At 71.1% G+C, this 25787-nt stretch carries 23 protein-coding genes; 14 read left to right on the plus strand and 9 right to left on the minus strand.

Annotated features, from left to right (window positions below; genetic code table 11):
* Nucleotides 1-66 precede the first annotated feature (66 nt).
* Nucleotides 67-1326: a hypothetical protein gene (locus tag OHU34_RS15635; protein WP_405766836.1), complete on the plus strand. Its 1260-nt coding sequence runs from the start codon at nt 67-69 to the stop codon at nt 1324-1326.
* Between the two features lie 34 nt (nt 1327-1360).
* Here OHU34_RS15635 and OHU34_RS15640 read toward each other — a convergent pair whose 3' ends face one another.
* Together OHU34_RS15640 and OHU34_RS15645 are read right to left on the minus strand one after the other, a co-directional pair.
* Entirely contained in the window at nt 1361-1951 is a 591-nt protein-coding gene (locus OHU34_RS15640) for an isochorismatase family protein (protein WP_142265961.1), read from the minus strand.
* A 92-nt stretch (nt 1952-2043) separates the two neighbouring features.
* Nucleotides 2044-3381: an Nramp family divalent metal transporter gene (locus OHU34_RS15645; RefSeq protein ID WP_142265960.1), complete on the minus strand. Its 1338-nt coding sequence runs from the start codon at nt 3379-3381 to the stop codon at nt 2044-2046.
* 280 nt (nt 3382-3661) lie between these two features.
* Here OHU34_RS15645 and OHU34_RS15650 point away from each other — a divergent pair, with 280 nt between their 5' ends.
* Nucleotides 3662-5032 (plus strand): M14 family metallopeptidase, encoded by a 1371-nt coding sequence (locus tag OHU34_RS15650; protein WP_020128057.1) that lies wholly within the window; start codon nt 3662-3664, stop codon nt 5030-5032.
* Between the two features lie 9 nt (nt 5033-5041).
* On the opposite strand, the gene OHU34_RS15655 is transcribed toward OHU34_RS15650, so the two are convergent.
* From OHU34_RS15655 to OHU34_RS15675, 5 genes are all read right to left on the minus strand, one after another.
* Nucleotides 5042-5761 carry a hypothetical protein gene (locus tag OHU34_RS15655; protein WP_405766841.1) on the minus strand — a complete coding sequence of 240 codons (720 nt, stop codon included), beginning with the start codon at nt 5759-5761 and terminating at the stop codon, nt 5042-5044.
* Between the two features lie 65 nt (nt 5762-5826).
* Complete coding sequence (locus OHU34_RS15660) at nt 5827-7305, minus strand: GntP family permease (protein ID WP_142265958.1); 1479 nt, start codon at nt 7303-7305, stop codon at nt 5827-5829.
* Between the two features lie 215 nt (nt 7306-7520).
* The gene (locus tag OHU34_RS15665; RefSeq protein ID WP_142265957.1) at nt 7521-7931 is read right to left on the minus strand and encodes a RidA family protein; all 411 of its coding nucleotides are present in this window, start codon (nt 7929-7931) and stop codon (nt 7521-7523) included.
* Between the two features lie 7 nt (nt 7932-7938).
* Nucleotides 7939-8706, minus strand: coding sequence for an IclR family transcriptional regulator (locus OHU34_RS15670; protein WP_020128061.1), 768 nt, complete (start codon nt 8704-8706; stop codon nt 7939-7941).
* On the minus strand, nt 8703-9749 hold the full coding sequence (locus OHU34_RS15675; protein ID WP_200839785.1) for a sugar kinase: 1047 nt from the start codon (nt 9747-9749) through the stop codon (nt 8703-8705). Before OHU34_RS15675 ends, OHU34_RS15670 begins: the two co-directional genes overlap by 4 nt.
* A gap of 171 nt (nt 9750-9920) precedes the next feature.
* Here OHU34_RS15675 and OHU34_RS15680 point away from each other — a divergent pair, with 171 nt between their 5' ends.
* Nucleotides 9921-11195, plus strand: a complete 1275-nt coding sequence (locus OHU34_RS15680) for an amino acid deaminase (RefSeq protein WP_230194776.1) — start codon at nt 9921-9923, stop codon at nt 11193-11195.
* Between the two features lie 11 nt (nt 11196-11206).
* Nucleotides 11207-12832: an amidohydrolase family protein gene (locus OHU34_RS15685; protein WP_230194777.1), complete on the plus strand. Its 1626-nt coding sequence runs from the start codon at nt 11207-11209 to the stop codon at nt 12830-12832.
* 28 nt (nt 12833-12860) lie between these two features.
* Here OHU34_RS15685 and OHU34_RS15690 read toward each other — a convergent pair whose 3' ends face one another.
* The gene (locus tag OHU34_RS15690) at nt 12861-13766 is read right to left on the minus strand and encodes a serine protease (RefSeq protein WP_142265953.1); all 906 of its coding nucleotides are present in this window, start codon (nt 13764-13766) and stop codon (nt 12861-12863) included.
* 167 nt (nt 13767-13933) lie between these two features.
* On the opposite strand from OHU34_RS15690, the gene OHU34_RS15695 reads away from it, so the two are divergent.
* The 7 genes from OHU34_RS15695 (at nt 13934) to OHU34_RS15725 (ending at nt 21023) form a co-directional block, all read left to right on the plus strand.
* On the plus strand, nt 13934-14224 hold the full coding sequence (locus OHU34_RS15695) for a hypothetical protein (RefSeq protein ID WP_405766847.1): 291 nt from the start codon (nt 13934-13936) through the stop codon (nt 14222-14224).
* Nucleotides 14225-14662: 438 nt separating this feature from the next.
* Nucleotides 14663-15874, plus strand: coding sequence for a pyridoxal phosphate-dependent aminotransferase (locus tag OHU34_RS15700; protein ID WP_020128071.1), 1212 nt, complete (start codon nt 14663-14665; stop codon nt 15872-15874).
* A gap of 78 nt (nt 15875-15952) precedes the next feature.
* Nucleotides 15953-16393 (plus strand): hypothetical protein, encoded by a 441-nt coding sequence (locus tag OHU34_RS15705; RefSeq protein WP_230194782.1) that lies wholly within the window; start codon nt 15953-15955, stop codon nt 16391-16393.
* 244 nt (nt 16394-16637) lie between these two features.
* Complete coding sequence (locus OHU34_RS15710) at nt 16638-17702, plus strand: substrate-binding domain-containing protein (RefSeq protein ID WP_142265950.1); 1065 nt, start codon at nt 16638-16640, stop codon at nt 17700-17702.
* Between the two features lie 12 nt (nt 17703-17714).
* Nucleotides 17715-18887 (plus strand): toxic anion resistance protein, encoded by a 1173-nt coding sequence (locus OHU34_RS15715; protein WP_405766851.1) that lies wholly within the window; start codon nt 17715-17717, stop codon nt 18885-18887.
* Nucleotides 18884-20419 carry a VWA domain-containing protein gene (locus OHU34_RS15720; RefSeq protein WP_142265948.1) on the plus strand — a complete coding sequence of 512 codons (1536 nt, stop codon included), beginning with the start codon at nt 18884-18886 and terminating at the stop codon, nt 20417-20419. The genes OHU34_RS15715 and OHU34_RS15720 overlap by 4 nt, the downstream gene beginning before the upstream one ends.
* Nucleotides 20406-21023, plus strand: coding sequence for a hypothetical protein (locus tag OHU34_RS15725; protein ID WP_142265947.1), 618 nt, complete (start codon nt 20406-20408; stop codon nt 21021-21023). The genes OHU34_RS15720 and OHU34_RS15725 overlap by 14 nt, the downstream gene beginning before the upstream one ends.
* A 163-nt stretch (nt 21024-21186) precedes the next feature.
* On the opposite strand, the gene OHU34_RS15730 is transcribed toward OHU34_RS15725, so the two are convergent.
* A complete protein-coding gene (locus tag OHU34_RS15730; RefSeq protein ID WP_142265946.1) occupies nt 21187-23010 on the minus strand; it encodes a phosphoenolpyruvate carboxykinase (GTP) in 1824 nt (607 codons plus the stop codon).
* 313 nt (nt 23011-23323) lie between these two features.
* Between OHU34_RS15730 and OHU34_RS15735 the strand changes: the two genes are divergently transcribed.
* The 3 genes from OHU34_RS15735 to OHU34_RS15745 all read left to right on the plus strand — a co-directional run bounded on the left by OHU34_RS15735 (nt 23324) and on the right by OHU34_RS15745 (nt 25755).
* On the plus strand, nt 23324-24037 hold the full coding sequence (locus tag OHU34_RS15735) for a hemolysin III family protein (protein WP_054242575.1): 714 nt from the start codon (nt 23324-23326) through the stop codon (nt 24035-24037).
* Between the two features lie 151 nt (nt 24038-24188).
* A complete protein-coding gene (locus tag OHU34_RS15740; protein WP_142265945.1) occupies nt 24189-25121 on the plus strand; it encodes an MFS transporter in 933 nt (310 codons plus the stop codon).
* Nucleotides 25122-25125: 4 nt separating this feature from the next.
* Nucleotides 25126-25755, plus strand: coding sequence for a TetR/AcrR family transcriptional regulator (locus tag OHU34_RS15745; RefSeq protein ID WP_142265944.1), 630 nt, complete (start codon nt 25126-25128; stop codon nt 25753-25755).
* The last annotated feature ends 32 nt before the right edge of the window (nt 25756-25787 follow it).

A 25787-nucleotide genomic window follows, 5' to 3' on the forward strand; every position in this document is an offset into this window, starting at 1 on the left:
CGCACCTCCCCCGCCCCCCTTCTTCGAACTCTTTTCGACCCGTCTCGCCGAAAGCGGTGGTTCACCATGCCCGTCGACCAGTACAGCGACCCCTTCGAGGAGCAGCTCTCCGCCGCCCTGCGTGAGGCCGGCGGCCATTTCGACAGCCCCGCCGCGCTCGCCGCCGCCGGGCGGGCCCGCGGCGACCGCATGCGGCTGCGGCGCAGGACCGCGGTCGCGGGCGGAGCGGCGAGCCTCGCCCTGGTGGGGGTGGGCGGGGCGCTGCTCGTGCCGTGGGGCGGCAAGCCGGCGTCCCTGCCCTCCTCCGTCGCCGCGTCCGGCAGCAGCAGTGCCAAGACCGTCTACTCCCCCGACGACATGATCCGCACCCTCCAACAGCTGCTTCCCGAAGGGGAGTTCAGCATGACGGACGCGCGTGGCACGGGCGAGGAGCGGCCACCGCTGGCGATGGGCGTGTTCGACGACGGCAAGGGCAAGGGGTCCATCTCCGTGGGCCTGGCCCGGATCCCGGCGGACGCGGGTGAGGTCGATCCTTCCACCGCCGTGATGCCCTGCCCGGACGAAGAGGAGACTCACCTCGACAGCTGCAAGACCGAGCTCCTGCCCGACAGGTCCGCGATCACCGTCTACCAGGGCTACGAGTATCCCGACCACCGCGACAACCTCAAGTCGTGGGGCGCGGACCTGGTCACCCCGGCCGGGCACCATGTGAGCGTCATCGAGTGGAACGCCGCGGCGGAGAAGGGCAAGCCCGCCACTCGCCCCGAACCCCCCTTGACGGCTGGCCGGTTGAAGACGCTGGCCGCGGCCTCGGAGTGGCGCCGGATCGCCGACGCCATCCCCGGGGAGGAGAAGAAGCCGGTCTCCCCGACGGGCTCCTCCGCCCGGCCCACGGAGATGGCCGGCTGGCTCATCCTGCGCAAGCTCGCCCTCCTGCTGCCCAAGGGCCTGGAACGCGTCGGGAACGGCAGCCAGGAGACCGGGTACGGCTACTTCGTCGTCGACGACGGCAAGGGCGCGAGCCTGGTCCAGGTCAACGTGCAGCCGAACATGTCCGACGTGGCCGGTCAGCTGTACGGCTCCGGCACCGAGACCCTCCCCGACGGCACCCGCGTCTCGGTGAAGCAGGGCCCCGGCGAGAAGGGCGGTGCGGGGGTCGTGATGTGGACGGTGGACACCCTGCGCAAGGGCGGTCTGCGGGTGGTCGTCAGTGCCTTCAACTCCGCCGAGCAGGACAAGGCCGCGACCCGTGCGAAGCCCGCCCTCACGATCGAGCAACTGCGGGCCGTCGCGCTCAGCCCCCGGTGGACGGCCACCGAGGACTGACGGACGGAGACCGCGAATGGACTGGCCCTCGGGTTCAGGCTCGGGCGCCCGACAGCAGGTCGAGGATCTCCCGCGTCGTGCCCGGCTCGCCGATCAGCGGGAACAGGTACGACACCCGGTGCCGGTGCGCGTCCTCGTTGATGTCGGTCATCGCGTCGACCGCGAACGTGACGTGGTAGCCGTGCTCGTGGGCGGCGCGGGCGGTCGACTCGACGCCGAGGCTGGTCGCGATGCCGGCGAGGACGACCTGGGTCACTCCCCGGCGCCGCAGCTGAAGGTCGAGGTCGGTGGCGTGGAAGGCGCCCCAGGTCCGCTTGGTGACCAGGATGTCGCCCTCGTGGCCGGTCAGCGGTTCGGCGATCGGGCCGAGGTCGTAGGGGCGGGAGCGGCCGCCGGCCGCCCGCGCCGCCTCGCTGCGGCCGGGCACCGCGTCGGCGCCGTCGGGCGAGGTGGACATGCGGACCAGGACGACGGGGGCGCCCGCGGCGCGGAAGGCGTCCGCGAGTTCGGCGGCCCGGGCCACCACGTCCGCCGCCGGGTACGGCACGGTGGGGGCGGCGAGCGTGCCGGCCTGGAGGTCGATCAGCACGAGCGCGGTCTTGTCGTCCAGCACGGTCACAGCCACGGCGACGGCACCTCTCCTAGGGGGTCAGCAGCCTAGGAGAGATGTTTGCGTAACTCAAGCTTGAGTTACGCAAGTTCGAGCCGTGGCGATCATCAGAAGAACTCCGACCACGGCTGGTCCCAGACCTGCTTGACGCACAGCACCAGGAACAGCAGGCCCGCCAGCACCAGCATCGCGTTGCTCAGCAGTCCGTTGCGCCACTCGCCGGGCGTGCGGGAGGAGTTGAGCAGCCACAGCAGCGTCCCGGCCAGGAACGGCAGGAAGGCCGCACCCAGCACGCCGTACAGGATGATCAGCCGGAACGGCTCGCCCTGGAAGAGCAGCACGATCGGCGGGAAGGTCAGCCACAGCAGATACGCGCGGAAGGGCCAGGAGCGTTCCCGCTCGCCGGAGGCGACCTCCGCCCCGCTCGCGTCGCCCCGGCCGCGGTAGCGGGCCACGAAGTCGGCGAACATCAGGCTCACACCGTGCCAGACGCCGATCAGGGAGGTGAAGGAGGTGGCGAAGAAGCCGATCAGGAAGAACTTGGCGGTCGCCGTGCCGTACTCCGCCTCCAGGATGTCGCTCAACTGGACGAGCCCCTTGTCGCCGCTCGCGATCGCCACGTTCGCGGAGTGCAGCAGTTCCGCGCCGACGAAGAGCATGGCGACGACGAAGACACCCGTCGTCACGTACGCGACCCGGTTGTCGAGCCGCATCACCTTCATCCAGCCGGTGTTCGTCCAGCCCTTGGCGTTCACCCAGTAGCCGTACGCGGCGAGGGTGATGGTGCCGCCGACGCCGCCGATCAGGCCCAGGGTGTTGAGGACGGAGTCCTTCTCGTCCGGCAGGACCGGCAGGAGGCCCGCGAAGGCGTCGCCGAGGTTGGGGGTGACCCGGATCGCCAGATACACCGTCACCACGAACATGACGCCCACCAGGACCGTCATGACCTTCTCGAAGACGGCGTACTTGTTGAACCAGACGAACACCAGGCCCACCAGACCGCAGGCGATGGCCCACGACTCGAGGTCCATCACGTCCGGGAACAGCGCCTGGAGGGGCAGCGCGCTCGACGACATCGCCGCCGCGCCGTAGACGAAGCCCCAGACGACCACGTAGACGACGAAGAACCACGTCGTCCAGCGGCCGAGGCTGGCCCAGCCGTCGAAGAGGGTGCGGCCGGTGGAGAGGTGCCAGCGGCCGGCCGCCTCGGCGAGGGAGATCTTGACCAGGCAGCCGACGACCGCCGCCCAGAGCAGGGTGTAGCCGAAGTTGCTGCCGGCGATGAGCGTGGCCACCAGGTCGCCGGCGCCGACGCCGGTCGCGGCGACGACGATGCCGGGGCCGATGTACTTCCAACTGGATCTGCGGGGGGCCGCGTTGTCGATGCCGGATGGTGCCTCGGTGTGTGTGGAGTTTCCCGTGGGGGGTCCCGTGGTGTCCGCCATGGAGGTCAAGAAAACCCAAAGAGGCCGCTCCGGCAAGGGTGCGTGCGGGATCTCCACCCGATGTGCTCACACTCCGGTCAAACCCCGGGTACCGGCCGACCGGCGCGGGCGCGGATAAACTGCGCGGCCGGCCGCTCGTCGCATTCCGCATGATTTCGGCCAGCGGCCCTTTGTCGTCCCTTGACCTGCTCATGCCATGCCTCGACGATGAGCGGCACCGCACCGCCGCACACAGCAAGCGCACAGCCCCCCACGACCCGGCTCCCCACAAGGAGAGTTCATGCGACTTCGCATTCGCGGCTCAGGCGCCGGCGCCACAAGCGCCCGCAGCGGCAGGCGGACCGCCGTCCTCGCCGCACTGCTCGCCCTCGCTCTCGCCGCCCCGGTCTCGGCGACGGTCACCGACGCGGCGGCGGGCAGCGCACCGAAGGCGGCCCCCTCCGCCGACGACATCCGCCAGTACGAGATCCACGTCCACCACAGCACCCCCCAGATGCGCACCGCGATCGCCGCGTCCGGGGTGAGCGTCGACGAGGCCGACGAGGAGACCGTCGTGGTCTCCGGCCGCGCGGACCAGGTGAGGAAGCTGCGCGCGCAGGGGTACGAGGTGTCCCTGCTGGGCTCGGCACCCGACCGGGTCGCCGAGGACGAGGTACGGCTCTTCGACTTCCCGACCGCCGACTCGAAGTACCACAACTACGCCGAGATGACGACGGAGATCGACCAGCGCATCGCCGCCTACCCGGGCATCATGAGCAAGCGGGTCATCGGCAAGTCGTACCAGGGCCGGGACATCGTGGCCGTCAAGATCAGCGACAACGTCGCCACCGACGAGGCCGAGCCGGAGGTGCTGTTCACCCACCACCAGCACGCCCGCGAGCACCTCACCGTCGAGATGGCGCTGTACCTGATCCGCGAACTGGGCGCCGGCTACGGCTCCGACTCCCGCGTCACCAGCATGGTCAACGGCCGCGAGATCTGGATCGTCCCCGACCTCAACCCGGACGGCGGCGAGTACGACATCGCCTCCGGCTCCTACCGCTCGTGGCGCAAGAACCGGCAGCCCAACTCCGGCAGCTCGTACGTCGGTACGGACCTCAACCGGAACTGGAACTACAGGTTCGGCTGCTGTGGCGGCTCTTCGGGGTCCACGTCCTCCGAGACCTACCGGGGCGCGGCCGCCGAGTCCGCGCCCGAGGTGAAGGTCGTCGCCGACTTCGTGCGCAGCCGGATCGTGGGCGGGAAGCAGCAGATCACCGCCGGGATCGACTTCCACACGTACAGCCAGCTGGTGCTGTGGCCGTTCGGCTACACCACCGCGGACACGGCGACCGGGATGACCGCGGACGACAACGCCGCGTTCAAGGCCGTCGGGCAGAAGATGGCCGCGAGCAACGGGTACACCCCCGAGCAGTCGAGCGACCTGTACATCACCGACGGGTCGATCGACGACTACCTCTGGGGGACGCAGAAGATCTTCTCGTACACCTTCGAGATGTACCCGTCGTCGGCCTCCGGAGGGGGGTTCTACCCGCCCGACGAGATCATCGAGCGGGAGACCTCCCGTAACCGGGACGCGGTGCTTCAGCTTCTCGAGAACGCGGACTGCATGTACCGGTCCATCGGGAAACAGTCCCAGTACTGCGTCTAGGTACCGCGCCTAGTCGGCGGCCTTGGCGCCGGCGTCCTTGGCGTCGGCTCCCTTGACCTCGTCGTCCTCGGCCTCGGCGGCCTTGGCCTCGGTGTCCTCGGCGTCGGCGTCGGGGTCGGCGGCGTTCGCGGCGTCGGCCTCGACGGCCTCGACGGCCTCGTCGTCGGCGCCCGCTTCCGCTTCGGCTTCCCCGTCCTCGAAGTAGGCGTCGAGGACGGCGTCCAACTGCTCTTCCCACTCCTTGAAGCGGGACCTGGCCGTCGCCTCGATCTCGATCGGGTACCAGCGGCGGTCGGGAGTGTGCACCGTGATGGTGAACCGCTTGCCGAAGCGCGGTGCCTCGGTCTCGACCGCGCCGATCTCGTCCCAGCGGAATTCGCACGACTCCTCGTCGAGGCGGAGCCGGACGCCCTGCGCGTCGGCGGCGATCCGCGCACGGCGGTCGGAGGCCTCGAAGACGGGGCCCTCGACGGACTCGGCGGACTCGTCCGGTTCTTCGGACCCGTCGGGCCCGTCGGACGGGTCCGGCTCCGCCGACCCGTCCGGGCGCTCCGGCGCCGCTGACTCCCCCTTCCCCGCCTCGGGCTCGACGGCGTCGACGCCGTCGTCCTCGGCCGGCCTCTTGTCCTCCGGCTCCGCGGTCACGGGCGACGTGAGCCCGGGGATGAATGCCGGGTCGAACCCGGCGCCCTCCAGGGGCTGGCTGCTCGAACCTATGCGCTGCTCCACAGCGGGCAGTATGGTCGAAGATCCTGTGCCGGACACAGTCAGCCCCTGACTTCGTTACCGGAGTCCTACACGAAGAGGCTCATTCCGGCCGCCATCACGAACCCGGCCACCGACAGCACCGTCTCCAGCACGGTCCACGTCCTGAGGGTGTCGCGCTCGCTGATGCCGAAGTACTTGGCCACCATCCAGAATCCGCCGTCGTTGACGTGCGAGGCGAAGATCGAGCCCGCCGAGATCGCCATGATGACGAGGGCCACGAAGGCCTGCGAGTGGTCGCCCTCGGCGAGCAGCGGCGCCACGATGCCCGCCGTCGTCACGATCGCCACCGTCGCCGAGCCCTGCGCGACGCGCAGCACCACCGAGATCAGGTAGGACAGGACGATCACCGGCAGGCCCACGTCGTTGAAGGTGTCCGACAACGCCTGGGCCACCCCGCTCGCCTTCAGGACGGCACCGAAGATCCCGCCCGCGCCGACCACCAGCAGAATGTTGCCGACCGGCTTCAGCGAGGCCGTCGAGACCGTCTCCAGCGACTTGCGGGACCAGCCGCGCCGGATGCCGAGCAGGTAGTAGGCGAGGAGCAGGGCGATGGTCAGCGCCACGAAGGGGCTGCCGAAGAACTCGATCACCGAGCGAAGGGTGGACGGGTCCAGTGCGATCGACGAGAACGTGGCGGCGAGGATCAGCACCAGCGGCGTGCCGATGATCCCGAGGACCGTGCCGAGCGGTACCGGGTCCTCGCGGGGGACGACGCCCTGCGTCCGCTGCTCCTCGACGACCGCCCGCTTCGCCTCCGCCGCCGCCTCGACCATGTCCTGCGGAACGGCGACGAAGATGCGGCGGCCGATCCACGCCGAGAACACCCAGGCGGCCAGCACCGCCGGGATGCCGCAGACGACCCCCATGAGGATGACCCAGCCGAGGTCGACGTGCAGCAGGCCGGCGGCCGCGACCGGGCCGGGGTGCGGGGGCAGGAACGCGTGGGTCATCGACAGACCCGCGAGCAGCGGAAGGCAGTACAGCAGGATCGACTTGCCGCCCCGCTTGGCGGCCGCGTAGACGATCGGGGCCAGCACGAAGATGCCGACGTCGAAGAAGACCGGGATGCCGAAGATCAGGCCGGTCAGGCCCATCGCGAGGGGCGCCCGCCGCTCGCCGAACACACCGAGCAGCCGGGACGCCAACACCTCGGCTCCGCCGCTGACTTCGAGGACCGCGCCGAGCATCGTGCCCAGTCCGATGATGATCGCGACATGGCCGAGGATGCCGCCCATCCCCGACTCGATGGTGGAGACGGCGTCCGACCGCTGCACGGTGCCGAAGAGTTCGGTCACGGACAGACCGGCCAGCAGACCGACGGCTATGGAGACCGCGAGGAGGGCCACGAAGGGCTGGATCCTGACCTTGATGATCAGGAAGAGGAGCAGGGCGATGCCGAGGGCGGCGACCGTCAGCAGGCCTGCGGTGCCGTCGATCAGGAGAAGCAGTCCGCCGGTGTGGGGTGGCGCATCGGCGGGGGTGGAGGCCGCGAGCGGAAGGGGCATTCGGGGGTCCTCTGCTGGGGTTCACGGTGCTTTCGGGCAGGGGGTATCGCGGTGCGGCGTCCCCGGCGAGAGGGGACACCGCACCGTGAGGCGTTACGACGTGCGGGAGTTGACGATGTGTCGGCCGACCCGGCCGACCCGGCCGGACCGGCCGGACCGGCCGGGTCGGTGGGGCCGGTGGGGCCGGCGGATCGGGCCGGTCGGCGTGGTGTGGGTCAGCCGAGGACGGCGAGGGCGTCGATCTCGACCAGGAGCCCGGCCGGAAGGCCGACGTAGACCGTCGTACGGGCCGCGGGCGGGGCGGTGAGGGACTGCTCCCCGAAGTACGCGTTGTAGAGCTCGTTGAACTCGGCGAAGTGCGCCGTGTCCGTCAGGTAGACGCGGATCATCATCACGTCGTCCCAGCTCGCGCCGCCCTCCTCGAGGATCGCCTTGACGTTGGCGAGGGTCTGGAGGGTCTGCTCGCGCAGGGTGGGGCCCGCGGGCGTCGGGGGCTTGCCCTCCTCGGCGGGCAGGAAGCCGACCTGGCCCGCGACCTGGAGGATGTTGCCCTTCTTCACCCCGTGCGAGAACTTCGCGGGCGGGGTGGTGTGGGTCTTGGGGGTGAGGGCGGTCTTCTCGGTCATGCCGGGCTCATTCCTTCGGGGCTTCCTTGATCGGGGTTCTGCCGGAGTACTCGCCGCTGATCGCGTCCGCCGTGCGGCGTACCAGCGGGAGCAGGGTGAGGAGTTCGTCGGCGGTGACGACGACGTTCGGCGCGGAGACCGACATCGCGGCGACCACCCGGCCGTCGGCGCCCCGGATCGGCGCGGCGGCACAGTTGATGGACTCCTCGTGGCCACCGAGGTCGGTGGCCCAGCCCTGTTCGCGCACCTTTTCCAGCTCGCGCAGGAAAGCGGGGGCGTTGGGGGTCGAACGGGCCGTGTAGAGGGGGTAGTCGAGCTTCTCGGCGATCACCCGCCGCTCGGGCTCGGGCAGATCGGCGAGGAGCAGCTTGGCGACGGCGGCGACCGTGATGGCGACGGGCTTGCCGATCCGCGAGTACATGCGCACCGGGTAGCGGCTCTCCACCTTGTCGATGTAGAGGACCTCGCCCTCCTCGTACACGGCGAGGTGCACGGTGTGCCCGCAGGTCTCGTTGAGACGGGCGAGGTGCGGATGCGCGATCTCGCGGATGTCGAGGTTCTCCATCGCCTCCTGGGCGAGGGCGAAGAGACGGGCGCCCAGGCGGTAGCGCTGGTCGGACTGGCGGTAGACGAGGCCGTGCTCGTGCAGGGTGCGCAACAGCCGCAGGGCCGTCGATTTGTGCACGCCGAGGCGGTCGGCGACCTGTCCGAGGTCGGCGGGGCCCTCGGCGAGCAGCGGCAGGATGCTCAGTGCTCGGTCGACGGTCTGGCTCATGGGGTGGGTACCTCCTCGTCGGCCCGGTCTTCGGCGTGCGTCCAGCCGGGGCCGAGTCGAAGTCTCCCCCACGCGGCGTCGTCGAGGGCAGCGAGCCGGTCGGCGTGGTCGCGGGAGGGTGGCACGGCCAGGTCACCGGGGACGGTGAGGGCGGCGGCGGCCATCAGGTGCCCGTGCCGGAGGCGGTCGCGCACGGGCAGCCCGCGCAGGGTGGCGGAGAGGAACCCGGCGGCGAAGGCGTCCCCGGCGCCGACGGCGGCGACGACGTCGACGTGCGGGGCGGGGACGTGCAGGACGCGCTCCCGGTCGAAGACGGTCGCCCCGAGCGCCCCTTGTTTGACGACGAGCACCTCGGGGTCGGGGAACGCGGTCCGTACGGCGTCGACGCCGTCCAGGCCCCACACCTCGGCCGCCTCGTCCTCGCCCACGAACACCAGGTCGGCGCCGCGGGCCAGTTCGAGGAGGACCCGGGGGCTGTTGCCGTCCGTCCACAGCCGGGGCCGGTGGTTGACGTCGAAGGAGACGAGGGGACGGCCGCCGGGCCGGGGGGCCGTCAGTTCCCGCAGCAGGCCGAGGCAGTCGGCGGAGAGAGCCGCGGTGATCCCGGTGAGGTGCAGCACCCGGCCGGCCCGTACGGCGTCGAGGCCGACGGTGTCGACGGACATCGCGGACGCCGCCGACCCGGCCCGGTAGTAGGCGACCTCGTGCGCGTCGGTGGCCCGGTCGCCGGCGGTGCGGAAGTAGACGCCGGTCGGGCGGTCGGGATCGCGCCGTACGGAGGTCACGTCGACCCCGTAGGAGCCGATGGTCTCGACGAGATGGTCGCCGAACCCGTCCGCCCCCACCCGGCTGACCCAGCGCACCGTGTGTCCGGCCGCCGCCAGCGCGCAGGCCACGTTGGACTCGGCGCCGCCGATGCCCCGGTCGAAGGCGGGAACGTCGGCGAGGCGGCCGGGCCGGGAGGGCAGGAAGGTGACCATGGACTCGCCGAGCGCGACGACGTCCACGGCGTCGGGGGCGTTGCAGGGTCCGGTGGCGGTCACGATCGTCTTGGCTCCTGTGCTGGTGCGGGCGAGCGAAGCGAGATGGGGTCCCCCCGGCCGAAGGCTGGGGGAGGCTCCGTTGACCCCGCGTTGGCCGAGATGTTAGACAGCAGTAAGCGATATACGCAATGGACGTTGCAGTGAGTGCAACGCTCCTGATCAGGAGGTTCCATGAGTACCGAGGCACTCGAGGCGCTCGCCCGACTGGCCGGGGAACGCGTCGACCACCGCTTCAAGGGCCTCCCGCCGGACGCCGACGGCCTCACCGTCGGCGAGCTGGCCGCCCAGCGCCGCAACCTCTTCACCGACGGCTTCGCGACCCCCGTGCTGGCCCTCTCCGCCGAGCGCCTCGAACACAACCTCGCCCTCATGGAGACCTATGCGACCCGCCACGGGCTCGCCTTCGCCCCGCACGGCAAGACCTCCATGGCCCCGCAGCTCTTCCAGCGCCAGATCGACCGCGGCGCCTGGGGCATCACCCTCGCGGTCCCGCACCAGGTGCGGGTGGCCCGGGCCTACGGCGTCCAGCGGGTCTTCCTCGCCAACGAACTGGTGGACCCGGCCGCCCTGCGCTGGATCTCCGCGCAGCTCGACGCCGACCCCGCCTTCCACCTCGTCTGCTACGTCGACTCGGTGCGCGGGGTCGAGCTGATGGACACCGCCCTGCGCGGCGCCCGGCGCCCCCTGGACGTCGTCGTCGAACTGGCCGCGGGCGAGGGCGCCCGCACCGGGGTCCGTACGGAGACGGAGTGCGCGGCGGTCGCGGACGCGGTGGCCGCCGCGCCGACCCTGCGGCTGATCGGGGTCGCGGGCTACGAGGGCGAGGTCCCCCGCGCCGACCCGGAGCGGGTGCGGGCCTGGCTGCACCGACTGGTCTCCCTCGCCGCCGACTTCGACAAGGCGGGACGGTTCGCGGGCGCCGAGGAGATCGTGGTCAGCGCGGGCGGCAGCGCCTGGTTCGACACCGTCGCCGAGGTCTTCGCCGGAATCCCCGCACTCTCCCTGCCGGTGCTGAAGCTGCTGCGTTCCGGCGCGTACGTCTCGCACGACGACGGCCACTACCGCAGGCTGACCCCGTTCAACCGGGTCCCCGAGGAGGGCGCGCTGGAGCCCGCGTTCCGGCTGTGGACCCAGGTCGTCTCCCGCCCCGCCCCCGACCAGGCCTTCGTCAACGCGGGCAAGCGGGACGCGGCCTACGACCTGGACCTGCCGTTCGCCCAGGTGATCCGCCGCGACGGCACGGAACGCCCCGCCACCGGGGTCTCGGTGACCGCGCTCTCCGACCAGCACGCCTGGCTGCGCACCGACGCCGAGGCGGACGTCGAGGTCGGCGACTGGGTCGGCCTGGGCCTCTCCCACCCCTGCACGTCCTTCGACAAGTGGCCGCTGATCCCGCTGGCCGAGGCGGACGGCACCGTCGTCGACTACATCCGCACATTCTTCTAGGGAGCGGGAACGTGGAAGACCTCGTCATCCGGGACGCGGACGTCGTCGACGGCACCGGCGCGGACTCCTACCGCGCGGACGTCACGATCGACGACGGCAGGATCGTCTCGATCGTGAAGGAGGCGGCGGCCGCCGGCTGCCAGCGCCCGAAGGCGGTACGGGAGCTGGACGCGGAGGGGCTGGTCCTCTCCCCCGGCTTCATCGACATGCACGCCCACAGCGACCTCGCCCTGCTGCGCGACCCCGACCACAGCGCGAAGGCCGCGCAGGGCGTCACCCTCGAAGTCCTCGGCCAGGACGGGCTGTCGTACGCCCCGGTCGACGAGGGCACCCTCGAAGGGGTCCGCCGGGCCATCACCGGCTGGAACGGCCACGGCGACGACCTCGACTTCGACTGGCGTTCGGTGGGCGAGTACCTGGACCGACTGGACCACGGTTTCGATGGCCGGGGCATCGCCGTCAACGCGGCCTATCTCGTCCCCCAGGGCACGGTCCGTGCCCTGGTCGTCGGCTGGGAGGACCGCCCGGCCACCGACCGGGAGCTGGACCGGATGCGCCGGCTGGTCGCGGAAGGGCTGGAACAGGGCGCCGTCGGCCTGTCCTCCGGGCTGACGTACACACCCGGCATGTACGCGCGAGGCGCCGAACTGACCGAACTGTGCCGGGTGGTGGCCGGGTACGGCGGCTACTACTGCCCCCACCACCGCAGTTACGGAGCCGGCGCGCTGGAGGCGTACACGGAGATGATCGAGCTGACCCGCGAGGCGGGCTGCCCGCTGCACCTGGCCCACGCCACCATGAACTTCGGCGTGAACGAGGGCCGCGCCCCGGAGCTCCTGACCCTCCTGGACGAGGCCCTGGCCGCCGGCGCCGACATCACCCTCGACACCTATCCCTACACCCCCGGCTGCACGACCCTCGCGGCCCTGCTGCCCAGCTGGGCGAGCGAGGGCGGTCCGCCGGAGATCCTGCGCCGCCTCGCGGACGACGACACGGCCGCCCGCATCCGCCACGACCTGGAGGTGACCGGCGCGGACGGCTGCCACGGGGTGCCGGTGGACTGGGACACGATCGAGATCTCGGGCGTGGGCGACGAGCGGCTGGCGGGCCATGTGGGCCGCACGGTCCACGCGTCGGCGCTCCTGCGCGGTGAGGAGCCCTGGACGACGGCCCGCCGTCTGCTCCTGGAGGACCGGCTGGCGCCCACGATCCTCCAGCACGTGGGCCACGAGGAGAACGTGCGCACGATCATGCGCCACCGCGTCCACACGGGCGGTTCGGACGGCGTCCTGACGGGCGCCAAGCCGCATCCGCGGGCGTACGGCACGTTCCCGCGTTACCTCGGCCACTACGTTCGGGAGTCGGGGATCCTGTCCCTGGAGGAGTGCGTGGCCCACCTGACCGGCCGTCCGGCGGCCCGCCTGCGCCTGCCGGACCGGGGCCTGGTCCGCGAGGGCCACCGCGCCGACCTGGTGCTCTTCGACCCGCAGACCGTGGCGGCAGGCTCCACCTACGAAGCCCCGCGCACCCTGCCCACCGGCATCCCCCACGTCCTGATCGACGGCCGCTTCGTCATCGAGGACGGCCGGCGCACGGACGTACTGGCGGGGCGGGCGGTCCGTCGCAGTCCCGTGTGACGGAACGCCGCGCCCGGTGGCCCGAGCCCTACGGCTTGGGCAGGGTGCAGGCGGTCGCGCTCAGGTTGAGCTGGTTGCCGGTCGTGAAGCAGGCCGGGATCAGGTAGGTCTCCTGGGCGTAGTTGATGCCCTGGCGGACGGTGACGTTGCCGCTCGCGTCGACCTCACAGGGGTTGTTCTCCGTGCAGCGCGCGCCGTCCTCGTTGCCGGTGTTGTTGACGGCGACGACCTTGCCGGTGGACTGGTCGATCACCGGCGAGCCGGAGGTGCCGCCGATGGTCTGGCAGGCGGAGGTGTAACGGACCGAGTCCTTCCAGGTCCAGTCGCCCTCCTTCAGGCGGTACACGAACCCGTCGATGTTGCAGCTGTAGAGCCGCTTCCAGTAGCCGGACGCCACGGTGATGGCGGTGCCGGCGGTCGGGTGGGTGTCCTGCACGGTCAGTGCGGAGATCCCGTACGAGTTCTTGATCGTGGCGTACGTGCTGGTGAGCTGGTAGATCGAGATGTCCGTGTCGGTCATCGTCCCGTAGGCCAGCTTGCTGGCGCGCAGGGTCGCGACCCGGGTGCCGGCGGAGTTGAGCAGGCCGAAGGTGCGGCTGGAGGCCTGGTTGACGAGCACCTCGCCGGGCTCCGGGAAGCCGGTCGACAGGCAGTGGCCGTTGGAGAGCACCAGCGCCGGGTCGGTGTCCAGTGAGTTGGGGAAGCGGACGACCGAGCCGGAGCAGTTGCTGAGCGCGACGGTCCCGGCGAGGTTGACGGCCTGGAGTGTCGGCGCGGCGGCGACCTCGGTGTCCGCCGTGACGGCGGAAGCCGCGGTGGCGGAGGCGGCGGAGGCCGTCGCGGGCTTCGCGCTCACCGGCGCGGCGACCGCGGGTGCCGCACCCGCCCCGGCGATGGCCAGGGCGAAGAGCGCGGCAACGAGAGGCTTTCTCATGTGGGGGTCCCCTCTTACGACAAGGCGACCGGAGATCTTCCGGCCGCCCGCTGTTTTGTCATGCGCATTGTTAGTGCACGGAGGGGAGAGAACAAGGGTCGCTTTTCAGCCGCGGGGTACTGCCGCGGGGGGCTCGGTTCCGGGGCGCCCCGGCCTACCTGCCCCCCTTGTCCCGACCCCGGCCCTTCCCGGGATTGCCCTTCCCGGACCCGGACGCCGAGGCGGAGGGCGCGACGCTCGCCGCCCGGCTCGCGGCGGCTTCGCCCGACGACCCGGCCGAGGGCGCCTCGGACGCCGTGACCCCCGAGGACGGCACCGGAGCGACCGAGGCGGACGGAGTCGGCCCCGCGGACCCGGCGGAGCCGCTCGCGGCCGAAGCCGGCCCGTCCGACGGGCTCACCGCGTCGTCCGTCGCCGAGCGCGTGTCCCCCTGCCTGCCCCGCTGGTCCCCGGCCTGATCCCCGGAGAAGGACATCCCCGCCACCACCGCGGCCAGCGCCACCGCCCCCACCGCCCCGGCGGCGGCCAGCACGCGGCGCGAAGGCCGGCCGCCCGCCCGGCGCACGGCGCGCCGACGCTCCGCGCGGCCACCCGGCTCCCCCTCCGAAGGGCGAACCCGAGGCAGCTCGGCGGTCTCGTCGTAGGCGTTCTCCCACCCATGGGCGGCCGCCGGATCGGTGTACCGCTCGTACGCCGCCGGATCGGTCTCGGCGGACGGGTGGTACACGATCGGCCGCACCGGAGGCACGCCACTCTCACCTGGCCTGAACATGCCGCGGATTGTAGGGACAGGAGCGACTCCTGGGACAGCTACCGGCGATAACGACCCAAACCACCCGTCTCACGTGGCGGGAAACACGCCCCCGGAAGCGTTACCGGGCCGTAAGCTCCCAGACATGCAGGTGATCCAGTCGACCAAGCTCGCCAACGTCTGTTACGAGATCCGGGGCCCGGTTCTCGAGGAGGCGATGCGCCTGGAAGCGGCTGGTCACCGCATCCTCAAGCTGAACACCGGCAACCCTGCCGCCTTCGGCTTCGACTGTCCGCCGGAGATCCTGGAGGACATCCTCCGCAACGTCTCGACGGCACACGGCTACGGCGACGCGAAGGGCCTGCTGGCCGCGCGCAGGGCCGTGGTGATGCACAACCAGACACTCGGCATCGAGACGGACGTCGAGCACGTCTTCATCGGCAACGGCGTGTCCGAGCTGATCGTCATGGCGATGCAGGGGCTGCTGGACGACGGGGACGAGGTCCTCGTACCGGCCCCCGACTACCCGTTGTGGACCGCCGCCGTCTCGCTCTCCGGCGGCACCGCCGTGCACTACCGGTGCGACGAGCAGTCGGACTGGATGCCCGACCTCGCCGACGTCGAGCGCAAGATCACCGACCGCACCAAGGCGATCGTCATCATCAACCCGAACAACCCGACGGGCGCGGTGTACGACGAGGCGATGATCCGCGGGCTGACGGACATCGCGCGCCGCCACAACCTCCTGGTCTGCTCGGACGAGATCTACGACAAGATCCTCTACGACGGCGCCACGCACACCCCGACCGCCAAGGTCGCCCCGGACCTGCTCACCCTCACCTTCAACGGCATGTCGAAGGCGTACCGGGTGGCCGGCTACCGGGTCGGCTGGATGGCGATCTCCGGTCCGCGCGCGCACGCCGACTCCTACATCGAGGGTCTGACGATCCTGGCGAACATGCGCCTGTGCGCGAACATGCCGGGGCAGCACGGGGTCGTGGCCGCGCTCAGCGGGCGTCAGACGATCAAGGACCTGGTGCTCCCGGGCGGGCGGCTCAAGGAGCAGGTGGACACGGCGTACGAGCTGCTGACGCAGATCCCGGGCGTGACCTGCGTCCGCCCGAAGGGGGCGCTGTACCTCTTCCCGCGGCTGGATCCCACCGTCTTCAAGATCAAGGACGACCGGCAGATGGTCCTGGACCTGCTGCGCCAGGAGAAGATCATGGTCGTCCAGGGCACCGGCTTCAACTGGCCGGAGCCGGACCACTTCCGGGTCGTCACACTGCCGACGGCGACGGACCTGCGGGACGCGGTGGGCCGGATCGCCCGCTTCCTGGACGGCTACAGCCAGCCGTAGCGGCGGCTTTATGGACGACTCAACTTTAGACGAGATCTAAGCTAGGATGGTTTCCTGACAGCACAGGAGGCCATCCTCATGTACGAGCCGATCCGCACCCCCGCGTCCCGTGGGTCCGCCCACACCACGATGGCCGGCAAGCCCTCGGACTTCCCCCACCGCTCCCGCGAGGAGGAGCTGGACATCCAGCTCGCAGCGCATCTCGCGGCGCTGCTCGCCGTCACCGACGAGCTCCGCGCGGCGGCACCGTCCGCCGACCTGGACACCGCGACCGCACGGCTCGCGCAGCAGGTGACCCGGTTGCGGGGCGGGCGGACGCCGGTCCGCTCCACCCTCGCCGCCGACCCGGCGGACCCGCGCCTCGCGGTCCTGCACGAGCGGGCGCACGCCCTGGCGGGCCGCGCCCTCCTCGTCGCCGCGTCCCGCGCGGACACCGCGGCGGCGATCCTGGCGGCCCAGCGCATGGACGCGCACGCCGCCGCCCTGGTGGAGGACCAGGAACTGAGCACCGCCGGCTGAACCCCCTCACCGGGGCCACCCTCCCGGTGAACCCCTCCCCGGCACCGCCCCTGGCCGGGGCTCCCCTCCGGGGACCGTGAACGGCCCCGGTCCGCGTGCACCCGCAGCGACGCGCGGACCGGGCGCCATCTTTTGTTCGCCCTGGTCGGAACCTCCCCTTCCTGTTGCGTTCCGGGTCACCCCCTTCACCCCCCGTTCACCCGGACCACCCGGGAACGTGGGGTTCCGCGAGCACGCTCCCCCTGTGAGACGAATCGCAGGAATCGTCCTCGCGGTACTGCTGACGGCGGGTGTGGTGGTAGCCGTCGTCGCGGGCCGCAGCGATGAGGACAAGGGCACGGCAACGAAGACCGTGCGGATGGTGATCGGGTCGGAGAAGGCGGAGTTCTTCGCCGATCCGGACGTGGTGAAGACCCTCGCCGCCAAGGGCTACACCGTCGAGGCCGAGACCTCCGGGTCCTGGGCCATGGAGGGACTGGACCTCAAGGGGTACGACCTCGCCTTCCCCTCCAGTCAGGCGCCCGCCATCGAGCTGGCCGCGAAGTACAAGGTGCGGGGGACCCTCCCGCGCCCCTTCTACTCGCCCCTCGTCGTCGTGGCGCACCAGAACGCCGCCGGGGTGCTCGCGGGCAACGGCCTGGCCACGCTGGACGCCGAACACCGCGGCACCCTGAAGATGGCCGCCTACCTCGACGCGGCCCGCGCCGACCGGACCTGGCAGCAGCTCAAGGGGGCCGGGAAGTACGGGGAGTTGACCGGCACCCTCTACCTGTCCAGCACCGACCCGGAGACCTCCAGCTCCGGCGCCCTCTACCTGGCCGCCGCGTCCTACGTGGACAACGGCGGCAAGGTGGTCGCGAGCGACGCGGACGTCGAGCGCACGGCGCCCCTGCTGCACAAGCTGGTCAGCGTCCAGGGCGCCCAGCAGTCCAGCACGGACGCGGCCTTCCGGGACTTCGTCAGCGGCGCCGGCAATCCGCTCGTCCTGGTCTACGAGTCGCAGGTCGCCTCCCTCCTGGCGGACGGGCAGCAGCCGGACGACCTGGTGGTGCTCTACCCGGACACCACCGTCAACAGCGACCACACCGCCGTCCCGCTCACCGAGAGCGGCAGCGCACTCGCCCAGCTCCTTTCCACCGACCCGCAGTTGCGGAAGCTGGAGATCCGGCACGGGTTCCGTCCGCAGGGCGTCACCGCCGAGTTCGCCTCGGCCACCACCTACCTCAAGCAGGAACTGACCGGCGTCCGCCAGGCGCCCGTGCCCACCTCCACGGTGCTGCACGAGCTGGCGCGACGGGCGCGCGGATAGGGGGAACGGCACATGACCGACGACAGCACCTTCACCCTCACGCCGCCCGAGGCCGTCGCCGCCGTGCCGCGCGAGAAGGCCGGCGGGCTCGTGCCCCTCGACGCCTCCGTCGTCACGGACATGGCGACCAAGGCCGCCGCGTACGTCGAGGGGCTCGCCGCGCTCGACGCCCGCTCGCCCGAGTTCGCCGGCAAGGTCGGCGAGATCACCGCGCTCGGCGCCGGTGAGATGCGCACGGCCGCCGCGCAGTCCAACCGCATGCTGGAGCGGACCATCAGAAGCCTGCCGGACACGGGCGGGGACGCCCAGTCGAAGGTCGCGGGCTCGCTCGTCGAACTCCGGCGCGTGGTCGAGGACCTGGACCCGCGTGACCTGCCGGCCTCCAGGGGACGCAAGTTCCTGTCCCGGCTGCCCGGCGGGAACAGGCTGCGCGACCACGTCGCCAAGTACGCCTCCGCACAGGGCACGCTCAACCGGATCGTGGGCTCGCTGCGCGGCGGCCAGGACGAACTGCGGCGCGACAACGCCGCGTTGCAGACCGAACGCGTCCGGCTCTGGGAGACGATGGGCAAGCTCCAGGAGTACGTGGTGCTGACCGACGCCCTCGACGCGGCGGTCGGGCAGCGGATCGCCGGCGCCGAGGCCACCGACCCCGAGCGGGCCGACGGCCTGCGCGCCGACGTCCTCTTCCCGGTCCGGCAGAAGCACCAGGACCTGCTCACCCAGCTCGCGGTCTGCGCGCAGGGCTACCTCGCCATGGACGTCGTACGACGCAACAACGACGAGCTGATCAAGGGCGTCGACCGAGCGGCCACGACCACGGTCGCGGCCCTGCGCATCTCCGTGATGCTGGCCTCCGCGCTGGACCACCAGAAGAAGGTCGTCGAACAGGTCAACGCGCTGCGCGGCACCACCGAGGATCTCATCCGGGGCAACGCGGAGATGCTGGCGACCCAGAGCGGGGAGATCCAGCGCATCGCCGCCGATCCGGCGGTCGGCGCCGAGACCCTGCGCTCCGCCTTCCAGCAGATCTACCGCACCCTCGACGCCATCGACACCTACAAGGTGCAGGCCACCGAGGCGATGGCGGTGACCGTGGAGAACCTGACGGCCGAACTCCGGCAGGCAAGCGGCTATCTGGACCGCAGCCGCTCGCGGGGCGCCCTGGAAGGCGGGCTCGCATGAGACGTTCCCTCCCGGCGTGGACGGCCCTCGCCCTCCTGCTGACCGCCTGCTCGGCACAGAGCGGCGCCGAGGACCCCGACGCGCCCGAGCCGGGCACCCTGCGGATCCTCGCCTCCAGCGAGCTGAGCGACATGGCACCGGTGCTCGAACAGGTCCGCAAGGACACCGGCGTCGAGGTCAGGCCGACCTACATGGGCACCCTGGACGCCGTGAACCTGCTGGCGAAGGGCGGCACCGACGGGAAGTACGACGCCCTGTGGCTGTCCTCCGACGACTATCTGCGGCTGCGCCCCGACGCGGCGAAGAAGGTCGTCTCGGAGACACCGATCATGTCGAGCCCGGTGGCCCTCGGCGTGAGGACCGCCAAGCTCGGCGCCCTCGGCTGGACGGCCGGCCAGGTCACCTGGACACAGATCGAGCAGGCGGTGCGGGACGGGAAGCTCACCTACGGCATGACCGACCCGGCCCGCTCCAACTCCGGCTTCGCCACGCTGATCTCGGTCGCCTCGGCGCTCTCGGGAGCCCAGTCGGCGCTCACCGACGCGGACGTCACCAAGGCGACGCCGAGGCTGAAGGAGTTCTTCGAGGGGCAGCAGCTGACCTCGGGGTCGTCGGGCTGGCTGGCAGCTGCGTACACCCGGCGCGGTGACGTCGACGCGCTGCTCAACTACGAGTCCGTGCTGAAGGGCGTCCCGGGGCTGACCGTGATCCGCCCCACGGACGGTGTCGTCACCGCCGACTACCCGCTCTCCTCCCTCGCCGCGACCGACGCGACGACCCGCGAAGACGTCAAGCGGGTCACCGACGCCCTGCGCACCGAGGCCGTCCAGCGGCTGATCACCACCCGGACGCACCGCCGCCCGGTCGTGGCCTCCGTACCGCCCGCGGCCGGCCTCGACACCACCCGCCGGCGCGAACTGCCCTTCCCCGGCAGCCGTTCCGTCGCCGACGGGCTGCTCGACGCCTACGAGAACGAGCTGCGCCGCCCGTCGCGGACCGTGTACGTCCTCGACACCTCCGGCTCGATGGAGGGCGACCGGCTGAGCCGGCTGAAGGACGCCCTCGCCGATCTCACCGGTGACTTCCGCGACCGCGAGGAGGTGACGTTGATGCCGTTCGGGTCGGACGTGAAGAGCGTCGCCACGCATGTCGTCAGCCCCGCCGACCCGCAGACCGGGCCGGCCGCGATCCGCGAGGACACCGAGGAGCTCACGGCCGACGGCGAGACCGCGATCTACACCTCGCTGGAGAAGGCCTACGACCATCTGGGCACCGACCGGGACACCTTCACCTCCATCGTGCTGATGACGGACGGCGAGAACACCAAGGGCGACGACGCCGACGACTTCGACGCCTTCTACCGGGACGACCTCACCCCGGCCGGAAGGCGGATACCCGTCTTCCCCATCCTCTTCGGCGACTCCGACCGCTCGGAACTGGAGCACATCGCCGAGCTGACCGGCGGCCGGCTCTTCGACGCGCAGCAGGGCTCGCTGGACGGCGCCTTCGAGGAGATCCGTGGCTACCAGTAGGTTCGTCGGGTACCTGGAGTCCCGCAAGAACATCGCGGGCAGCGCGGCCGGGCTGGCCGCACTGGTGCCGACCTTCACGGGGGCGGCGGGCGCGTACTGGCCCGTCGTGGTGGTCGGTCTGTACGGCGCGGGCGCGCTGATCGCCCCGCCGGAGCGGCCGCCGCTGCCCGACTTCCCGGATCCGTCGGCCCAGCTGGACGCGGTGCGCGACGACTTCGAGCGGCTCGGCGGGTACCTCGCGGAGATCGAGCTGCCGCCGGCCGCCGCCGGACGTCTCACCGAACTCACCGGCCTGCTGGCCGCGCTGCTGGAGCCCGGCTGGGTCGCCGAGGTCCTCGCCCAGGACCCGGAGGGCGTCCACACGCTCTCCCGGACCGTACGGCAGGACCTGCCCGAGGCCGTCGACAGCTTCGTACGGACGCGCTGGTGGACGCGGATGGCCCCCGGCCAGGAACCACCGGAGCGGCACCTGGAGCGCCAGCTGGCGCTCCTCCAGGAGGAGGCCGAGCGGCTGACGGCCGGGCTCAGGGAGATCGAGGCGCGCCGCCAGGAGACGCACACGCGGTACCTGCAGGACCGTTCGCCCGACCGGCGCCCCACATAGGCGAAGGCCTGTCGTCGTCTCCTCGTCGGGGCGGACGGGGAGACGACGACAGGCCCATGGCCACGTACGCCGTTGTACGCGGCTCGCCGCATCGCACCGCGGCCGGCCGTGACGATCACTGGTCAGGGCAATCCCGTGCCGGCCGCGGAGTTCTCGGTGGGCCTCAGCCCAGGCGCTGCACCAGCGCGCGGTACTCGTCCCACAGTTCCTTCGGGGTGTGCTCGCCGAAGGTGTTGAGGTGCTCGGGGACCAGGGAGGCCTCCTCGCGCCAGACCTCCTTGTCCACGGTGAGGAGGAACTCAAGGTCGGAGTCGGCGAGTTCGAGGCCCTTGGTGTCGAGGGCGTCCTTGGTCGGCAGGATGCCGATCGGGGTCTCGACGCCCTCGGCCCTGCCGTCCAGGCGCTCCACGATCCACTTCAGCACGCGGCTGTTCTCGCCGAAGCCGGGCCAGACGAACTTGCCCGCCTCGTTCTTGCGGAACCAGTTGACGTAGTAGATCTTCGGGAGCTTCGACTGGTCCTTGCCCTTGGCGACGTCGACCCAGTGGCCCATGTAGTCGCCCATGTTGTAGCCGCAGAACGGCAGCATGGCGAAGGGGTCGCGGCGCAGCTCGCCGACCTTGCCCTCGGCGGCGGCGGTCTTCTCGGAGGCCACGTTGGCGCCGAGGAAGACGCCGTGGTTCCAGTCGAAGGACTCCGTCACCAGCGGGACCGCGGAGGCGCGTCGGCCGCCGAAGAGGATCGCCGAGATCGGCACGCCCCTGGGGTCCTCCCACTCGGGCGCGATGATCGGGCACTGCGCGGCGGGGACGGTGAAGCGGGCGTTGGGGTGGGCGGCGGGGGTGCCGGACTCCGGCGTCCAGTCGTTGCCCTTCCAGTCGGTGAGGTGGGCGGGAGTCTCCTCCGTCATGCCCTCCCACCAGATGTCGTTGTCGTCGGTGAGGGCGACGTTGGTGAAGACCGAGTTGCCCCAGAGGGTCTTCATCGCGTTGGCGTTGGTGTGCTCACCGGTGCCGGGCGCCACGCCGAAGAAGCCGGCCTCGGGGTTGATGGCGTACAGGCGGCCGTCCTCGCCGAACCGCATCCAGGCGATGTCGTCGCCGATGGTCTCGACGGTCCAGCCGGAGACGGTGGGTTCCAGCATGGCCAGGTTGGTCTTGCCGCAGGCGCTCGGGAAGGCGGCGGCGACGTACTTGGACTCGCCCTGCGGCGGGGTCAGCTTGAGGATCAGCATGTGCTCGGCGAGCCAGCCCTCGTCGCGGGCCATGACGGACGCGATGCGCAGGGCGTAGCACTTCTTGCCGAGCAGGGCGTTGCCGCCGTAGCCGGAGCCGTAGGACCAGATCTCGCGGCTCTCGGGGAAGTGCGAGATGTACTTGGTGCTGTTGCAGGGCCACGGGACGTCGGCCTCGCCCTCGGCAAGCGGCGCTCCGAGCGTGTGCACGGCACGCACGAAGAAGCCGTCGGTGCCGAGTTCGTCCAGCACCGGCTGTCCCATGCGGGTCATGGTGCGCATGGACACGGCGACGTAGGCGGAGTCGGTGATCTCGACGCCGATCGCGGAGAGGTCGGAGCCCAGCGGGCCCATGCAGAAGGGGACGACGTACATCGTGCGGCCGCGCATGGAGCCGCGGAACAGCCCCTTGTCACCACTGAAGATCTCCCGCATCTCGGCGGGCGCCTTCCAGTGGTTGGTCGGGCCGGCGTCCTCCTCCTTCTCGGAGCAGATGAAGGTGCGGTCCTCGACGCGGGCGACGTCGGTGGGGTCGGAGGCCGCGTAGTAGGAGTTCGGGCGCTGGACCGGGTCGAGCCTCTTGAAGGTGCCCTTCTCCACGAGCTCGTCGCACAGTCGCTCGTACTCGGCCTCGGATCCGTCACACCAGACCACGTTGTCCGGCTGCGTCAGTTCGGCGATCTCGTTCACCCAGGAGACGAGTTCCTGGTGCTGGGTGGGGATGACGGGGGGAGCCGCGATGTCGCGCGCCACGATTGCTCCTAAATGAGGGATTTTTTGTTTGGAGGCCCCGTGGGGGCTGCGACCCGGATGCTTCTGATGGTGACCTTGGCGCTCATCCGGTGTCGACCGCACTCATTTGATCATCCGATGCTACCGCCCATATGTCCAGAGGGCCTCACAGGTGAGCGGAGTGAGGATGGCCACGTGTAGCGGCGCCGTTTTGCGTCCACATGACGTTCGGCCGACGACCCCTTGACCCGTCCGCGTGAGACGATGACCACTCTTGACGCCCGGATATGCCGGACCGACACGTAAGTTACGGTTCCGTAGGTACGATTCGCCCATGACTGCGTCCGTCCCCGACGCGCCCACGGACTCGCCGGCCGCCGGCCCCGCGTCCGTCGCGCACTCCCTGTCGGAAGAGATCAAGCCCAAGCTCCGCGGCTGGTTGCACCTCGGCATGTTTCCGGCCGCTCTCGTCTCCGGACTGGTCCTCACCGCCCTGGCGGACTCGTCCCGCGGCCGCATCGCCTGCGGAATCTTCGCCCTGACGGCCTGCCTCCTGTTCGGGGTGAGCGCCCTCTACCACCGCGGCAACTGGAGCCCGCGGATGGACGGCGTCCTGCGCAGACTCGACCACGCGAACATCTTCCTGATCATCGCGGGCACCTACACACCGCTCACCCTGCTGCTCCTGCCGGAGTCGAAGGGGCAGTGGCTGCTGTGGAGCATCTGGGCCGCGGCGATCGCGGGCATCGCCTTCCGGGTCTTCTGGGTGGGCGCCCCGCGCTGGCTCTACACGCCGTGCTACATCGCGATGGGCTGGGCGGCCGTCTTCTTCCTGCCGGACTTCATGCGGGCGGGCGGCATCGCCGTCATGGTCCTGGTGATCGTCGGCGGGCTCCTCTACAGCGCGGGCGGCGTGATCTACGGCATCAAGCGCCCCAACCCTTCACCGCGCTGGTTCGGCTTCCACGAGGTCTTCCACTCGCTGACCCTCGCCGCCTTCGTCGTGCACTACGTCGGCATCTCCCTGGTGGCCTACCAGCACGGATAGCACCCCTGCTCCGCCCCCTCCGGGCCACGGCTTCCGAGCCGTGGCCCTTTTCTGTGCGCCGGTTCCACATACCGGGAGACCATATCAATTGACACACACCATCTTATGATAGCTACTCTCATTTCATTGCTGCTGTCACGACTCTGCTGTTGTGGGGGCCGACCCCCGCCGCTGGTGGGCCCTGGGGGCTCTGGTCGCGAGCATGCTCACGCTCGGCTTCGACACGACGATCCTCAATGTGGCCCTCCCGACGATGGCGGAACAGCTCGGCGCCGGCACCGGTCAGCAGCAGTGGATGGCGGACGCGTACATCGTCGTCTTCGCGGCTCTGATGCTCCCGGCCGGTCTGCTGGGCGACCGCTTCGGCCGACGGAACATGCTGATCACCGGGCTGGGGATCTTCTTCGTCGGCTCGCTGGTCGGCACCCTGGCCGGGGACGTGAACGCGGTGATCGCCGCCCGCGCCGTGACGGGCGTCGGGGCCGCGCTGGTCACGCCGCTCGCGCTGTCGGTGCTGCCCTCGCTGTTCGCGCCCGACGAGCGCACCAGGGCCGTCGGCATCGTCTCGGCCGGCTCGACGCTGGGCCTGCCGCTCGGGCCGATCATCGGCGGCCGGCTGCTCAACCACTCCATGCTGCTGGGCAGCCGGACGACGGTCGACTCCGGTTACGGCTTCACCGCGCTGTGGCTGTCGATCGTCGGCTTCGGCTTCGGCTTCGGCTTCGGCTTCGGCTTCTCGATCGTGCCCGCGATGGCCGGCGCGCTGGGCACCCTGCCCACCGACCGCGCCGGCAGCGGCTCCGGCCTGCTGATGACCCTGCGCCAGGTCGGCGCCGCCATCGGCATCGCGCTGCTCGGCAGCCTGCTCGCGAGCGCCTTCCGCGACCGCCTCGACGTCACCGGTCTGCCCGCGGGGGCCGCCGACACCGCCGGGGACTCGGTGGTCGCCGCCCTGGCCTCCGCGCTGCTGGCGGCCGCGTTCCCGCCGGGAACCGCGCAGGTCGACAGGAGCGATGCGGTGGAGGGCCCGGCGGAGGACGCCGGTCCCGGCTTGGTCACCCCCGCGGCCGATGCCCGACAATGAGCCCATGACGGCCGCACGCACCAGCTCTCCCGCCGACCACCCGCAGCCGGGTCTCCGGGAGCGCAAGAAGACCAAGACCCGCGAGGCGATCCGCGCCGCGACCTACGCGCTGGTCAAGGAGCAGGGGTACGACGCCACGACGATCGACCAGATCGCCGAGCGCGCCGAGGTCTCGCCGTCGACCGTCTTCCGCTACTTCCCGACCAAGGAGGACATCGTCCTCACCGACGAGCAGGACCCGATCCTGCTGGCGCTGCTGCGCTCCCGGCCCGCCCGCGAGGCGGTGGCGGACACCATGCGGTACGTGATGCGGGAAGGCGCCCGCCTCGGCTTCGACGAGGACCCGGACACGGCACGGCTGCGCACCCACCTGATGGTCCAGGTCCCGGCGGTGCGCTCGCGGATGACGGAGAGCATGTCGGTCCTCGGCCGCATGCTCTGCGTCGCGATCGGCGAGCGCTCCGGCCGCGACCCCGACAGCCTGGAGGTCCGCGTCTACACGATGTCCCTGCTCGGCGGCCTGATGGAGACGGCCCTGTACTGGGGCGAGCACGGCCACGAGGACGACTTCGGCGCCCTCCTCGACCGCACCCTGGACGTCCTGGAGCACGGCCTGAGCAAGGAAAACAGCTGAGCCTGCACCCCTGGGCCGTGCCATCCTGACCA

The sequence above is a fragment of the Streptomyces sp. NBC_00080 genome (assembly GCF_045041255.1).
GTDB classification, from domain to species: domain Bacteria; phylum Actinomycetota; class Actinomycetes; order Streptomycetales; family Streptomycetaceae; genus Streptomyces; species Streptomyces coriariae.

Bases quoted from the DNA above. Each gene is read 5' to 3' on its own strand.
- OHU34_RS15680 (WP_230194776.1), top strand. From the start codon at position 9,921: ATGAGTACCGAGGCACTCGAGGCGCTCGCCCGACTGGCCGGGGAACGC.
- OHU34_RS15705 (WP_230194782.1), top strand. From the start codon at position 15,953: ATGTACGAGCCGATCCGCACCCCCGCGTCCCGTGGGTCCGCCCACACC.
- OHU34_RS15720 (WP_142265948.1), top strand. From the start codon at position 18,884: ATGAGACGTTCCCTCCCGGCGTGGACGGCCCTCGCCCTCCTGCTGACC.
- OHU34_RS15700 (WP_020128071.1), top strand. From the start codon at position 14,663: ATGCAGGTGATCCAGTCGACCAAGCTCGCCAACGTCTGTTACGAGATC.
- OHU34_RS15715 (WP_405766851.1), top strand. From the start codon at position 17,715: ATGACCGACGACAGCACCTTCACCCTCACGCCGCCCGAGGCCGTCGCC.
- OHU34_RS15635 (WP_405766836.1), top strand. From the start codon at position 67: ATGCCCGTCGACCAGTACAGCGACCCCTTCGAGGAGCAGCTCTCCGCC.
- OHU34_RS15650 (WP_020128057.1), top strand. From the start codon at position 3,662: ATGCGACTTCGCATTCGCGGCTCAGGCGCCGGCGCCACAAGCGCCCGC.
- OHU34_RS15660 (WP_142265958.1), bottom strand. From the start codon at position 7,305: ATGCCCCTTCCGCTCGCGGCCTCCACCCCCGCCGATGCGCCACCCCAC.
- OHU34_RS15670 (WP_020128061.1), bottom strand. From the start codon at position 8,706: ATGAGCCAGACCGTCGACCGAGCACTGAGCATCCTGCCGCTGCTCGCC.
- OHU34_RS15690 (WP_142265953.1), bottom strand. From the start codon at position 13,766: ATGAGAAAGCCTCTCGTTGCCGCGCTCTTCGCCCTGGCCATCGCCGGG.
- OHU34_RS15745 (WP_142265944.1), top strand. From the start codon at position 25,126: ATGACGGCCGCACGCACCAGCTCTCCCGCCGACCACCCGCAGCCGGGT.
- OHU34_RS15665 (WP_142265957.1), bottom strand. From the start codon at position 7,931: ATGACCGAGAAGACCGCCCTCACCCCCAAGACCCACACCACCCCGCCC.
- OHU34_RS15735 (WP_054242575.1), top strand. From the start codon at position 23,324: ATGACTGCGTCCGTCCCCGACGCGCCCACGGACTCGCCGGCCGCCGGC.
- OHU34_RS15645 (WP_142265960.1), bottom strand. From the start codon at position 3,381: ATGGCGGACACCACGGGACCCCCCACGGGAAACTCCACACACACCGAG.